The organism is Bacillus sp. FSL R12-0074, assembly GCF_038005725.1.
Lineage (GTDB): Bacteria > Bacillota > Bacilli > Bacillales > Bacillaceae_G > Bacillus_A > Bacillus_A mycoides.
Map to the genome: position 1 here is coordinate 138,733 of NZ_JBBOTR010000002.1, position 14,768 is coordinate 153,500.

15 protein-coding genes are annotated in these 14,768 nt (G+C 36.8%); 14 read left to right on the top strand and 1 reads right to left on the bottom strand.

From position 1 onward, the window contains the following. Window positions 1-129: a hypothetical protein gene (locus NSS97_RS28500; protein WP_002187888.1), complete on the top strand. Its 129-nt coding sequence runs from the start codon at window positions 1-3 to the stop codon at window positions 127-129. A gap of 324 nt (window positions 130-453) precedes the next feature. Here the strand turns inward: NSS97_RS28500 and NSS97_RS28505 are convergent, their stop codons facing one another. Beyond that, a complete protein-coding gene (locus NSS97_RS28505; RefSeq protein WP_002187884.1) occupies window positions 454-798 on the bottom strand; it encodes a helix-turn-helix domain-containing protein in 345 nt (114 codons plus the stop codon). A 111-nt stretch (window positions 799-909) separates the two neighbouring features. On the opposite strand from NSS97_RS28505, the gene NSS97_RS28510 reads away from it, so the two are divergent. The 13 genes from NSS97_RS28510 (at window position 910) to NSS97_RS28570 (ending at window position 14,750) form a co-directional block, all read left to right on the top strand. Further along, window positions 910-1,119: a helix-turn-helix transcriptional regulator gene (locus NSS97_RS28510; protein ID WP_002187883.1), complete on the top strand. Its 210-nt coding sequence runs from the start codon at window positions 910-912 to the stop codon at window positions 1,117-1,119. A gap of 152 nt (window positions 1,120-1,271) precedes the next feature. Beyond that, the gene (locus NSS97_RS28515; RefSeq protein ID WP_341114912.1) at window positions 1,272-3,536 is read left to right on the top strand and encodes a SpaA isopeptide-forming pilin-related protein; all 2,265 of its coding nucleotides are present in this window, start codon (window positions 1,272-1,274) and stop codon (window positions 3,534-3,536) included. A 158-nt stretch (window positions 3,537-3,694) separates the two neighbouring features. Beyond that, window positions 3,695-4,153, top strand: coding sequence for a TRAG family protein (locus NSS97_RS28520; protein WP_090835455.1), 459 nt, complete (start codon window positions 3,695-3,697; stop codon window positions 4,151-4,153). Between the two features lie 40 nt (window positions 4,154-4,193). Further along, a complete protein-coding gene (locus NSS97_RS28525; RefSeq protein WP_341114914.1) occupies window positions 4,194-4,769 on the top strand; it encodes a hypothetical protein in 576 nt (191 codons plus the stop codon). Window positions 4,770-4,872: 103 nt separating this feature from the next. Continuing rightward, the gene (locus NSS97_RS28530) at window positions 4,873-5,121 is read left to right on the top strand and encodes a hypothetical protein (protein WP_033728777.1); all 249 of its coding nucleotides are present in this window, start codon (window positions 4,873-4,875) and stop codon (window positions 5,119-5,121) included. Window positions 5,122-5,682: 561 nt separating this feature from the next. Further along, a complete protein-coding gene (locus NSS97_RS28535) occupies window positions 5,683-6,126 on the top strand; it encodes a hypothetical protein (RefSeq protein WP_000087507.1) in 444 nt (147 codons plus the stop codon). Between the two features lie 29 nt (window positions 6,127-6,155). Beyond that, entirely contained in the window at window positions 6,156-6,380 is a 225-nt protein-coding gene (locus NSS97_RS28540; protein ID WP_341114917.1) for a hypothetical protein, read from the top strand. A gap of 31 nt (window positions 6,381-6,411) precedes the next feature. Next, window positions 6,412-6,720: a hypothetical protein gene (locus tag NSS97_RS28545; protein WP_098769634.1), complete on the top strand. Its 309-nt coding sequence runs from the start codon at window positions 6,412-6,414 to the stop codon at window positions 6,718-6,720. 103 nt (window positions 6,721-6,823) lie between these two features. Next, entirely contained in the window at window positions 6,824-7,909 is a 1,086-nt protein-coding gene (locus NSS97_RS28550) for a hypothetical protein (RefSeq protein WP_341114919.1), read from the top strand. Between the two features lie 15 nt (window positions 7,910-7,924). Continuing rightward, the gene (locus NSS97_RS28555) at window positions 7,925-9,196 is read left to right on the top strand and encodes a hypothetical protein (protein WP_341114921.1); all 1,272 of its coding nucleotides are present in this window, start codon (window positions 7,925-7,927) and stop codon (window positions 9,194-9,196) included. 91 nt (window positions 9,197-9,287) lie between these two features. Next, a complete protein-coding gene (locus tag NSS97_RS28560) occupies window positions 9,288-11,858 on the top strand; it encodes a VirD4-like conjugal transfer protein, CD1115 family (RefSeq protein WP_341114923.1) in 2,571 nt (856 codons plus the stop codon). A 58-nt stretch (window positions 11,859-11,916) separates the two neighbouring features. Continuing rightward, entirely contained in the window at window positions 11,917-12,126 is a 210-nt protein-coding gene (locus NSS97_RS28565) for a hypothetical protein (RefSeq protein WP_002187856.1), read from the top strand. A 23-nt stretch (window positions 12,127-12,149) separates the two neighbouring features. Further along, window positions 12,150-14,750, top strand: a complete 2,601-nt coding sequence (locus tag NSS97_RS28570) for a pLS20_p028 family conjugation system transmembrane protein (protein ID WP_341114925.1) — start codon at window positions 12,150-12,152, stop codon at window positions 14,748-14,750. Window positions 14,751-14,768: the final 18 nt, after the last annotated feature.

A 14,768-nucleotide genomic window follows, 5' to 3' on the forward strand; every position in this document is an offset into this window, starting at 1 on the left:
GTGAAAAATTGGACAAAGAAAACTTATTTGCTAATTACAATAACAGCATTAGCAATGCTCCCCATGCAAGGGAGTATTGCTAAAATCATTCAATATATGATGGTAGATCCTGGTGGCGGTGCTGGGTGATAGGCTTGTTAAAAGATGACACTACAAAACATTGTAGTGTCATTTGTTGTTTAAGGGGTGGAACATTTGTTGGTAATTTTTAATGTTTCGTTCCACTAATGCGTAAAAATAGGAATTTATAAAAGAAAATCCATTTTACAGGAGAGTGCCTATTTGATGAAAAAGAAAAATATATGTAAACGAGTTGATTACGATTTCTTGGTATCGGTGTTGTCACAAACAAGTAATTATGTTGAACTACATAGTAAATTACAAACTTATATACAGCAAAATAAAAATTCAAAATCTAGTCTAAGAAAGAGAGCAAATTAAAAGGCAAAGGATTTATTTCTTTGTTTTTTTTACTTTATACCCAAGGAACTCTATGTACTCTAATAATCCTTTTTCTATTTCTTGACGTTCATCTTCGGAGACTGAATTAAGGTCTTCATATAATTCTTTTGCTAATCTACTTATTTCATTTTTATTAGAATCACCGTCATTTCCAACTAAATAGTCAACTGATACACCAAAAAAGCGTGAGATTTTTACTAGCATTTCATAATTTGGCTCAGCTCCTGAATTTTCCCAATTGGAAATTGTTGTTTGAGCAATCCCTAATGCTTTTCCAAGAGCGGTAGCGCTCATATTTTTTTTGTTTCTTAATTCTCTTAATCTTTTTCCAAACATGGTTTTTAGCTCCTTATAACTATATTTGTGTTAAAATTTAAAAAAGTTAACATATTAAGTGTTGACTTTCGGCTTAAAGACTAATAAACTGTAAAAAAAGGGGGGAGATATTTGACAGTTCTAAGAGAAATTCGTGAGTCAAAGGGTTATACAATTAAAGAAGTTTCAAAGGGTTCCAAAATTCCTACAAGTACTTTATACGATGTAGAATCAGGGAGAAAAGGTTTAATTTTTAGCAGGGCAAAAAACATTGCGGATTTTTTTGAAGAACCAATTGAGAACATTTTTTTTGCAACTTACTATCGAGCAAAGTTGGAATAAACCATTTTCACAAAAAATAATTATACATTTATATTGTAAATGAACCATGTAAAAAAGGTACAATTTTATTGTTATTTTTTAAGTTTTTAAATCAGAAAATTCAGATTAAATTATTCTTTGAAAACTGCATATCATTTGAGGGAGCTGTTAGTATGTTGAAACGATCGTATCAAACGTTACTCATTGTCATGAGTATGCTTCTAATTGTCTTGAATTTTGTATTTCCACTTACGAAAGCGAGTGCTGAAGTCATTAATCGTGAGAAATACGAAATAAATTGGAGTTTTAGTCCCATGTACGGGAAAGACCTACGGACAGAATTATTGAAGAATGCGAATGGGCAAATTGCGTATTGTTTAACTTATGGGAAATTAAGTCCCAACGGTAATGATCTTCCAGAGATGGGGCGCACAGATGATGTTGTGTATCGGGTTCTTCTAAATGGATATCCGCAAAAGAGTCCACAAGAATTAGGAGTTTCTAACTGGAATGAAGCGCATTACGCAACACAGCTAAGTGTTTGGGCAGCGTTGGGTCAAATTGACATTAACGAAGTTCAGCATCGTAATGGAAATGTTGCGAAAGCTGTAAAAGCTATTATTGGTGGTGCGAATGCAAGCCAGGAAACACAAAACCTGTACATGAATGTAACACCAACAGACAATCAAGAAGCAAAGCTAAACGGTGAGTACTTTGAAACGACAGTGTATCAAATTGAAAGTAACGCTAAGAACGGTGTCTTTACAGTTCAACTAGCTAATGCACCGAATGGAACGAAAGTTGTTTCTACAAAAGGTGAAGCGAAACAACAATTCAATTTAGGAGAACAATTCCGTATTTTAATACCAAAATCCTCTCAAACAGGTAACTTTTCCTTAAAAGTAACATCTAATCTTTCTAATTTGCAGGCAGTCGCTTATCAAGGAACTGATAAAGTCCAAGATGCAACAGTCCTTTTAGAAAAAAATGAGGAAAAAGTGAGTGCCGATCTACAAGTAAACTGGAAATCTCTTGGTCGATTGAAAGTTGTAAAAGTGGGAGAACAAAAAGAATTGCTACAAGGTGCAGTATTTGAAGTCACGAACAGTGCAAATCAAAAAGTAGGCACTATGACTACGAATGAGCAAGGTTCAGCAAGCCTTTCTGGTTTAGAAATCGGAACTTATACTCTTAAAGAAGTGAAATCACCTACTGGCTATGTACTGAATGGGCAGCCACAACAAATTGAAGTTAAAACAGGTGAGTTTGCAACTATTACAGTACAAAATACTAAAGTAAAAGGAAATATCGAGATTAAGAAATTAAGTGACAGCGGAAAAACTCTTCCAAAAGTAGAGTTCACAGTGTATACAGCTGAGGGAAAAGAGATTACAAAAACAACTACAAATGAGCAAGGGATTGCACAAGTGAAGGATCTTCCGTATGGAAAGTATTATTTTGTTGAGACAAAAGGGGTAGAAGGATACCTTCTTAATCAAACAAAATATCCATTCGAGATTAAAGAACAAGGAAAAACGCTAACTTTCACAGTCGAAAATAAAGAAGTAAAAGGAAATGTGCGACTTATAAAATTAGATGGAGAGAATCCGGGTGGAAAATTAGAAGGTGCGGTGTTCGTTCTTCAAGATAGTAAAGGGAAGAAAATTAGTGAACACAAAACTGATAAAAACGGTTTGATTGAAGTGAAAGACTTACCATTTGGAGCATATTCATTTGTTGAGAAGCAAGCACCAATTGGCTATGTGTTAAGCAAAGAAACTATTCCTTTTAGTATCTCTGAACAAGGAAAGACAGTCATGCTAACAGCGCAAAATAAGCGAATCATAGGAGAGTTGGAGATTAGTAAGGTAGATATTGCAGATGGTAACAATAAACTTCCGAACGCTGAATTTACTATCTTTAACGAACAAGGAAAAGAAGTTGCAAAAGGAAAAACGGATGAAAACGGCATTGCAAAATTCAAGATTCCATATGGAAAGTACACGTATAAAGAAACATTCGCACCAGACGGCTATTTACTGAATGAAGAAATATTCTCTTTTGAAATTAAAGAGGATGGTCAAATTATTAAGCACACGGTGAAGGATCAGAAGAAACCGACACCACATACACCAGAGACACCAAAACCAGAACAGCCAGAACAACCACAAAAGCCAGAGCAACCAGAAGTACCACAACCACAGGTACCGGAACAACCAAAAGTAACCGAAAAACCTGTTATTCCACAACTAGAGACACCACAACAGATTATTATGAAACCACAACTAGAACAAACACCAAAGAAAATCACTTATCTTCCGACAACAGGCGGTAAAGACGAAAATCCATATTTGAAATGGATCGGCTTTGCATGTATCGCTCTTGCATTAACAGCATTCGTATTTGCAATGAGAAATCGTAAGAAAGCTCAATCGTGATATGAAAGAGTATGAAGCTCATTTTAGTGAAGTAGATGAAAATTCGTTAGGCTTTGCTATTGGATGTCGGAATGCATGTATACTCGTAATGCCCATTTGGACAGTTGTTTTTTGGATAGGGAGCAAGATATAAGAAACCGAGAGGGAGATGATATGAGATGTCAGAAATCTACGTCGGTAAAATGAAAAATTTAGGGAAACCTGGGGAAGGCGTTATGCGGCGCAAGAGTGCTTGGTTACCTGAAGAATTGATGCAAGCAATTTCAATCGCTCAAACTGTAATGAAACCATTAAAGCAACATGATTATTGGATAGAATCCGCTAGAAAATTATTGGCAGGAAGTATTTTGTATCTGGATCAACGGCATAAAAACCTATATTACCTAGATGTGAAAAAAGTTATTGAGTTCACGGAAAAAATGTATGAGAGTGAAGCAAACTTGGTAGAGGTAGTAAATTCGCTTGAGAATGAGCATCCAGCTTATCATATCTTCCATGAGCTAGGTCTTTATTCAAAAGAAACAAGGGATGCGATAACTATCACATTGCTATACATTCTTGAAAAACATCAACGTGAAAAGCAAGGGGAACAAAAAGAGTATTTTTGGTTTCAGTAGTAGTTATAAGAGGGAAATGAAATAGGAAGGAGTGCAACGCATGTTAGGCGTAGCTAAGAAGTATACAAAGGTGATTAGAGCGTTGAAAGAACTGAATGAAGGGGAAAAGGTTGCAGGTGTGATAAAAGCTCGTTTTGGGGCGTACAAATCAGTCATAGAAGGTGTGAAAGAAACAACAGATGATTTTATTTTCATTTTTGATCCGAAAGGCAACTTTTATGAAGATACACATCATGAAAAACGAGAACAAGGGTATCACATACTCAAACATGATTTACTGACTGGTTATGAAACGCTTCAAATGGATATAAAGCAAAAAGCGGTTGTGTATATCAGTGTAGAAACGGAAACAAGTACGTATCAAGATAGAGGAGAAGCATTATCAAGTTTTCTTCTGTATCTAACAGAATTCAAGAATATAAGACCAATTCACCTGGTATTTCATCAATATGATTTGTACCCGATCCCTCATATGGAGCAGTTTTTAAAAGAAAGCGCAACATACCACATTCAGCATTCAATCGTAGTTGAATCTCAATCCGCATTACAGCACATATACGGAAAAGAGGCAGCACAACGCATTATCACTTCGTACAACACAACAATCCTAGCATGATATGAAGCACTCGTTCACTATTTCATCCTATCTAGATGGCTAGAAAACTATACAAGGGAGAAGCGCTTTTCTCCCTTCTTTATCAAAAATAGGAGGCGTTCATATGGGAAAAGAACAAAGGCTCACATTCTATGATATTGCCGCATCACAAGCTCATAGTGTCAAAACTTTTGATGGAAAAACATACGAATTGAAAGGAACCATTGCAATTGAAAATAGCACAGGAAGCATTGAAAATGTAGCTCAAATTTATTATCAAGTTCGTTCGGTGAGGGATGAACATCAAAATTTAATTGCCAAACGGAAACATAAACAAGCGGAACTAGTAGCTGTCAAACAAAAGTGTAAATAAAAAAAGCGATTTTGAAGTGTGCTGAGAACATAGCACAAAGTAATTTGCTCTTTGACAATTTAGATATATATTGCGTATATCTTCCTTTCAGTAATGATGTAGAAGGATGATATACAGCTTTCAATATATATGCGTGCCTCCCTTGAAACGGTCACTAGAGGGGTTAGGTATACGATTATCGTTAGAAGAGTGCGTACGTAAAACTCATATCTGTGACCATTGGAAATGCATTGTATCAAAAATCTGTTTGCGCTAGTGATCGTGAGGAATATCCCATTTTGACATTCTAAAGAAGCGATAAACCATACAAACAGTAGATACATAAGGTTCTACGTTCATGCCAAAATACGTAGTGCGGTATTGGGCATATAGAAGCTAGGTCGGGGTTAGTTTCTATACGCATACCAATACAGGGTTCGTCATTCCAGCCATAAATGATATTTCCATTTTCTATCCCACTTTCCTTTAAATGTTATAAAATAAAGACAGATGTTGAAGTTTAAACGTGTCTCATCACACTTCAAAATCGCTTATAAAAATATGACATAGGGAGGAACATGTATGAGTCGTAAAGGGTGGATCATTTCCGCTGTTGTTGGACTGTTAATTGCAATTGGTATTGGTTCAACATTTGTCTTTAGTTCGGGAAAAGGGGAAGTAATGGAACTTAGTCCGTTAGAAATGAAGAAGTTCATGAGTGAGGATGGCACTGGTTTTGTTATGTTGAATAATGATAAAAAAACAAGAGAAGATATCCTCTTTAATGTTGGAAAATTAGCAAAACAAAACAACGTCCAGGTGAAAGAATTATTTGGAGGTAGAGAAGATGTACCAAGAACAAGTAATCAGCACGACTTTGGTTTGTCACAAAAACGTGATACCCTTGCCTACTATGAAAAAGGAGAGTTGAAGAAAGCAATTAAGTTTGAAAAAATTAAACCATCTGAATTTGAAAAAGAAGTGGGATTCTTTATTCAAAATTGCAAAGAACAATATCAGAAGTAATCACATAATCATTGAAGGGTGGTGATACAGTGACGATTACACAGAAGGAATTAAAAAAGGAAAAAGAAATGGTAGCAAACCTATTAAGAGCCAATGGTCAGGATTATAACCATTGGCTTCATTTACATCATCAGAAATACATTGAAGAAAATCAAGATTTAGTAATGAAAGCTTTACAAGCTTATAAAGCAACATCAACAGCAGTAAAAGAAGACAGCAAGCCGAATGAGTCAAGTCAGCTTAGTAACGTATAAGCATCTAAAAATGAAAAGGGAGTGAATGTATATGTCAATGTTGGAAACAGTAGCTCAAATGTTAGTGTTAGGTGATGCGATGGACGGTCTAATTAATACAGGTAATTCATTTATTGCATGGATGCAAAGAGGGGCAATGGTTAGTACAGCGATTGTATTTTGCTGGGGCGCTTATCTATTAATTTGGGGTGGTGAACGAGGAAGACATAAATGTATTTGGTGGTTCCTTGGTGGGGCAGCCGGACTTGTTATCGTAATGGGATGCCAATACTTAGCAGAGAGCGTAAATAGCAATGTAAAATTTGGTCAAATCTTATTCCCGTTTCTTTGGATGAAATAGTGAACAAATATAAATAAGGCAATGAGGGAGCTATGCAAAGGGTATGGCTTTTTTTGTTGCCTTTTTTCATGGAATTTAAAGTAAATGTGAGAAAGGAGAAGCCATGTTTGTCATTTTTAAGAGTAGCAATGGAACAGAAATTGAGTCGGGTAAGCAATATTCGTTTCATGAAGCTTATATCTTAACGAAACGATTAGAACGAGTTTATAGAGAGGCAGGGCGGCAAGAACATATTGATTTCGATTTGTTAGATGATCATTCCAATGAAATTTATAACGGTACGTTATCACTTGGTTCGAGATATGCAGATCATATTTTTGATCACATTTCTAAAAAAATGAATGTGATGCAATTAGATCCGGAACAAGAGGAACAAAAGAAGGAGCTGTTAGAAACATTAGAAAGAGAAATCAATGATTCTCCTTTTCATGAAGAATATGAATATCAAGAAGAATCATCAGAAAGGAAGGAAGAACCCCCTAATAGTCCATCGGATGAAGTAAAAACACAAATAAAGCCTGGAAAGGAAAATAGAAAAGGATTCAAGATTATTGCGAGTGTCATAGGGAGTGTGGTGTTAATTGGAGCTGGTGCCATATTTGCCTTTAAGTTATTCTCTTCCGAACCAGTTTCAAGTGCAAATGCTGGCTCTGAACAATATGTAGTAAAAGGATTACAACAGGCAGCCATTCAACAGTATGGAGAAGCCGTTAAATACTTCGATAAGGTCAATTACACAGAATTAGATAAAGATAGTCAGAAGGCAGTTCTATTTACTTATTTATTAAATGGAAAGGCAAATAAGGCATTACAATATGAGCCGAAATTTGCAGAAAGTGTGGTTGCTTATTTTATTGGGATAGACAACATGAATAAAATCAATGAAATTGATGTCAAAAATGATGTAATCGAATTTGAAAAAGCAGCACTTAATAAGAAATATAAGGAGGTAATCAAGCTTAAGGGGAAAGTCAATATGGACGGTAGACGTGAAAAACTCATTGTTGAAGCTTTTGTAAATCTAAAAAAATATGAAGATTGTTATTCTTTTGCCAAAACGCAAGGAAATAAAAACGTAATGAAAGAGGTCAAAGAATTAGAGAAACGAGATATTCAACAATCTACGATAAGTGAAGAAGAAAAGAAAGCTAAGATTGAAAAAATTGATAAAGATCTACAGAACATCTAAGGGGGAGAGAATAACATGCCTTTAAATTATGAGAATCTGTACAAAAAAATGGGAATAGTTTTTCTTGGTGGTTCGTTGATATTGAGTACGACAGGGTGCAGTTGGTTTGGAAGTAAGGAATCATCAAAAAGTAAAACAGCTATTACAAAAAAGGTAGATAAGAATAAGCCGGATGAAAAGAAAGAAGATCTGAACAAACATGATTTTGAAGCAATTACAGAAAACGCAATTCAAAGTAAGGATAATGAAGTTGCTTATGTAATCGAAGAACTGGATAAATCAAAAATTAATTTTAAAGAAAAATCTATTGTAAGTAATCTTCAAAATGGGGATGAAACCACTTCTCGTGTTCTAGCACTCTTTGATAAAGAAACAACAGATAAAACACTTCAAGATACAACAAAAGATAATGTGATTGCAGCTATTACAGATAATAAGCCACAAGTCACCGTGAATGGAGATCACTTTGCATTCGGCGATCAAAATATTGATTCTACAGTAGCGAGTATAGGCGATACTCTTCCGCCAGAGAAGAAACCAGAGGCAATTGTGAACCCACCAATTATAACGGAGGGTGAGAATGGTAATACGGAAAATACAGGGACAGAAAAACCAAAACCACCGATAGAGCCACCAATAGAGCCGGAAAAACCAACAGAGCCGGAAAAACCAACAAATCCAGAGAAACCGACAGAGCCGGAAAAACCAACAAATCCAGAGAAACCGACAGAGCCGGAAAAACCAACAAAACCAGAGAAACCGACAGAACCGGAAAAACCAACAAATCCAGAGAAACCGACAGAACCGGAAAAACCAACAGATCCAGGTAAACCAACAGATCCAGAAAAGCCAACAGATCCAGAAAAACCAACAGATCCAGAGAAACCAACAGATCCAGAGAAACCAACAGATCCAGAGAAACCAACAGATCCAGAGAAACCAACAGATCCAGAGAAACCAACAGATCCAGAGAAACCAACAGATCCAGAGAAACCAACAGATCCAGAAAAGCCAACAGATCCAGAAAAGCCAACAGATCCAGAGAAACCAACAGATCCAGAAAAGCCAACAGATCCAGAGAAACCAACAGATCCAGAGAAGCCAACAGAACCGGAAAAACCAACAAATCCAGAGAAGCCAACAGAACCGGAAAAACCAACAGATCCAGAGAAGCCAACAGAACCGGAAAAACCAACAGATCCAGAGAAGCCAACAGAACCAGAGAAAACAACGAATCAAGAAAAGCCAGTTCTGAAACAAAATGAAAAGATGGTAGCGAGTAAATAAAGAAAAAATTAACTGATATTATCAAAAAGGTACTCATAAAAAGAGTACCTTTTTAATTTGAAGCTAGATTGAACAGAGGTGATGCTTTGATATGTATAGTGAAAAGATATCAATCAAATATAAATTAGCTGAAAAAAAAGTACTCATTCCATTGAGTACTTTTTTGTTTGTTGGAATGTTTTTACTCGCAAATTTTTTACTCAATTTATCTTTAGAGCTGATAGAAACAACATTTAGTGATTTATTACACCCCAAACCATTTCATATGGAGATAGGATTTCTTTTTCAAATGCCGATTGCAGAACATCCGATTTACTACATGCTTGTTTTCCTTGTAGTAATTGGAACCATTGCAAGAACGGTGTATAAGCTGAAATCTTCCTTTAAAAACTTAAATAATCATCAGAAAGGATCTAGTCGTTTTACAACAGTTGAAGAGTTGAAAAAGCAATACCGAGCTGTACCAGATCGAGAGGAATCATTTAAAGGTGGCGGTGGTGTTGTTATCTCTCGATTAGGTGACAAGGTATTTATTGATGATAGTCCGGTAAATAATTTAATCATTGGTACAACACGCTCTGGTAAAGGGGAAACCTTTGTATTTCCTACAATTGATGTCTATTCTAGAGCGGAACATAAACCATCCCTAATTTTTAATGATCCAAAAGGTGAGCTCTTCAGTGCATCGAAAGAAACACTGGAAGAGCGAGGGTATCACATTGAAGTTTTGAACTTGTTAACTCCACTTGATTCTATGAGCTATAACTTGTTACAGCTTGTCAAAGATGCCTATAAAGATGGAGATTATTCAACGGCACAGGCATTATGTAAGACACTCTCACACACCTTGTATTACAACCCAAATGTAAAAGATCCTTTTTGGCAACAGTGCGCTATGAGCTTGTGTAATGCCATGATATTAGCAGTTACAGATAAATGCATTGCGGAAGGTACAGAAGAAAAAATCACGATGTATGCAGTTGCAAATATGTTATCAGAACTTGGTTCAAAAGAGGTAATCGTAGATCCGGAAGCTGATCCACAAAATGCATTAGATTTATACTTTGAAGGCTTACCAGCGGAAAGTGTTGCGAAAATGCAATATGCAACCTCAAACTTCTCGAAAGGAACGACACGAGGCGGGATTTTCACCCAAACAATGAACGGACTTTCTATTTTTACATTTGATGAAATCGCTAAAATGACAGCGAAAAATAGTGTGGATTTAAAACGTGTCGGTTTTGGAAAAACAATAAAAGGAAAAGTGACACCTAGAAAACGAGTAGAAATTGTATTTCCCGATGGCTCAAAGGAGTCTATCAAGGCAGATATTACAGGACATTTTGTATTAGATTTCAAACAAGTAATAAAAGTTGGAGATACCATTCAATGTAATGAAAATGAAAATCCTCAAACCAAAGCATCTATTTCTATTACAAAAATAGATGAAAAAACGGGTCATACAGAATTTAATGTAGTAGAAGAAAATGAAGATGTGCAAGTAACAAAAGTGGATTATTTCGATAAACCAGTCGCTATTTTTATGATTACACCAGACTTTGATTCTTCGAATCATGTGATTGCTTCTATTTTTGTAAGGCAGCTTTATTTTATATTGGCTAAAGGTGCATCCCTTGCTCGTGGAGGGAAATGTCACCGTGAGGTAGTTTTTTGCCTCGACGAGTATGGAAATATGCCGAGTATTGAAGGAATGGCGAATATTATAACAGTTTGTCTCGGTAGAAATGTTCGCTTTAACCTTGTGATCCAGGCATATGCACAATTGAAAAATAAGTATGGTGAGGATGCAGATACGATTGATGGAAACTGTGGGAATACGATCTACATTCTAACTAACGATCAAGAAACCGCCGAAAAGGTTTCCAAAAAACTAGGGAATCAGACGATTAACCTACCTTCCCGAAGTGGAAAAGGTCTTTCTACTGATAAAAATAAAACGGAAGGTCTAGATCAACGACCACTGTTAACATCAAATGAACTGATGAATTTTAAAGAAGGAGAAAGTGCTGTTATTCGTGTCATAAAACGTCAAGATAATAATCGAAAGCGCATCAGACCACGACCAATTTATAATACAGGAGAAACAGCTTTAAAATATAGATGGGAGTACTTAGGGGTAGAGTTCGATACAGATAAATCTATTTTAGATATAGATATCCACTCCTTACATGATGATGTAGAACCGAAAAAACTGATTGTAGATTTTCTAGGAGAAAGAAAGGAAGAACAAATTAAGAAAGAACCATCAGAGCCAGAACAGGAAGAGTTGCCACCAGTAGAGACACCGCAGCCAGTAGAAGAGCCAACAATGATGGGAATTGATGAAGATATACCGGAAGAGGCGTTTCAGCCGGAAGATAGCCCGTTTAATTCCCTCTCCATAGAAAATTGGAAGGAAAAAACGGTTAATGAATTTTTTGAATCTGATTTAGCGGTTTTGAAACTGGTTGATAATTTCTTTATAGCACAGTTAGGTAAGGGAATAGATGAGGTTGAAAATCAGGAAATGGGCGAGTTTTACAGTGAATTTCAAATGTTGGCTCACAATGACCATATCGACAAAGGTGTATATCAAGCAGTTGAAAATAAGATTAATCGAATTTTACGTGATTTAGAGGAAAAGGAACACGTAACGAGTTAGAAAGGCACTCAAATAATTGAGTGCCTTTTTGAATCCAGAAATAAAGGAGGAAGCGAGAATGGAGATGCCGACAATAACAGATAAAATGCAATTGATTTTAGATAGTTACTCGCCGTTTGTAACAGAAGAAAATGAGGTCATTCTGGGTCTGGAAGATGCGGTTCTTTTTCTTTCAGTAGATCGAGAACAAAAAGGAAAATTGATTATTCGTATTGACAGACTGAATGAAAGAGTGAATTGGACAGCAAAAGAAGTATTAGGGCAGTAGTAAGCATGAGAGGAGGATAAATAGTGAAAGATGAAGAGATTTTAAAGGTTTTAGAAACGTTCTCGGATTATCTTCAAGTAGGAGACATCGTGAATTATGTATTGCGTTGGCTAGGATGGTTCCTAATTGTAGGCTTATCTTTAGTTGTAGATGCTTTAGAAGGTGTGACAGATGCCATACTGGGGATTAAAGGATTCTTTAATTCACCGGAAATACAAAATTTTGTTGATATGTTATATCCATTGTTTGTCGTTCTTTTAGCCATATCGTTTTTATATATTGGCTACATGTTCATTATGAACAAACAAATGAACCGTTCTCAAATTATCATTAATATTTTCGTAACACTGAGTGTACTTTGTTTATTAAGTACTGGTATGACAAAGGTTGATAAGTTCACCGATGATGCCATAGCAGTTGTAAAATCTGAACAAAAAGGTTCTTTAAGTGATGAAATTATTAAGAAGAACATAACGGATATTGCAGTAATAGATCAAAATGGATGGAAAAAGAAAGAAGATATGAATCCGAAAAATCATATTCCAGAAAAAAATATTAGACAGATAGACATTACAGAAAAAATAGATTCGGATTTTGAGTTTGCAAAGGATAAGGAGTTATCTGAAGGTGGGCAAGATATCCTCAAAAATAAAAGGGTAATGGATGGGATGGGAGTCGCATCTTTAACAGAATTAAAAGATGGATGGTTTGATTTCTTTCCCGAAAAGTATTATCGCTGGCATTGGAATTTCTGGAATATATTCTTTACTTTACTGATAACTGGCGCAACGTTGTTATTGGTAAGTATTAAATTAGCTAGATTATTTTATGAATTGGCATTTAACTATTTGTTAGCCAACATCTTAGCACCAGCCGATGTTGCAAATGGTCAAAAATTAAAAGCGGTGTTATCAAATATCCTCAATATATTTATAGCAACGATTATGATATTCCTATCTTTGAAGCTATATATAATGGGGACGGCGTTTCTCCATGACAAATTAAATGGTGTACCGTATCTGATTGCATTAGCCGCATTTAGTATGGCAGTTCTAGATGGCCCGGCAGTCGTAGAAAGGCTATTTGGAATAGATATTGGATTAAAGAGCAGTTGGGGCATGTTAGCAGGTGGTTTCGCACTTGGTAAAGGAATTGGCGCTCTTGCAAATTCAAAGCCAATGAAGGGTCTCGGAAATATGATTGGAAAAGGGGCGAAAGGTGCAGCGGAAGGAACTGGTGTTGCAGCAGCTAAAACAGCAAGTGCGGCAGCGATGGCAACAGGTGGCATGACTGGTCTTATAAGTGGCTTGAAAAAAGGGAATGAGTCTGAAAATAAAGAGTCCTTGCAAGATCAAATGAAAAAAGCGGATCAGAAGAAAGCAAATGGAAATGATTTAGCAAAAAAAGAAAAAGAAAAAGGTAACTTAAATAAGGAAGAAGATAAAAAGAATGGTGGTACGCCATCTATTCAAGAAGATATGAAAAAAGAAGGGAACGAAAACCCTGGGGTAGCAAATGGGCAAGAATCGGGAACAACAAGTCTTCAAGATGAAATGAAAGAAGCCGGAAAATCAAATGGAGCGAGTGAAGGAAGTCCAACGGCAGGAGGCGTAAGACAAGGAGCAAGTGAAGGAGGTCAAACACCAGAAGGCGTAAGACAAGGAGCAAGTGAAGGAGGTCAAACACCAGGAGGCGTAAGACAAGGAGCAAGTGAAGGAAGTCAAACACCAGGAACAGTAAGACAAGGAACAAGTGAAGGAGGTCAAACACCAGGAGGCGTAAGACAAGGAGCAAGTGAAGGAGGTCAAACACCAGAAGGTGTAAGACAAGGAGCGAGTGAAGGAAGTCAAACACCAGGAACAGTAAGACAAGGAGTGAGTGAAGGAAATCAAACATCAAGACCAATACCAGGTGAAAGTAGCCCGGCACCGATGGAAACATCAAGACCAGTACCAAGTGGAAGTAGCCCGGCACCAATGGAAACACCAAGATCAGTACCAAGCGGAAGTAGCCCGGCACCAATGGAAACATCAAGACCAGTACCAAGTGGAAGTAGCCCGGCACCAATGGAAACATCAAGACCAGTACCAAGTGGAAGTAGCCCGGCACCAATGGAAACATCAAGACCAGTACCAAGTGGAGGAAGCCCGGCACCAATGGAAACATCAAGACCAGTACCAAGTGGAAGTAGCCCGGCACCAGTGGAAACATCAAGACCAGTACCAAGTGGAAGTAGCCCGGCACCAGTGGAAACATCAAGACCAGTACCAAGTGGAAGTAGCCCGGCACCAGTGGAAACATCAAGATCAGTGCCAAGTGGAGGGAGCCCGGCATCAGCCGACATCGTAACGGTGACACATAGTAGCCCGATTGTTCCTTATGAAAGTGATAAAGAAGTGGCGGCAAGTAGAAATCAAGAAACACGGACATTAGGACAATATACAACGGATAAAGTTAAAAATACTACATCATCGGTGAAACAAAAGGTAAGAGGAGTGCAAGAACAGATTCATAATTCTGAAACGGTACAGAATACAAAGCGTTTTTATCAGATGGGGCAAAATACAGGCAAAAGTTGGAGAGATATCGTGAACAAAAATAAAAATAATACGGATAAAAAATAAGCGTAATCGTGCGCTTAT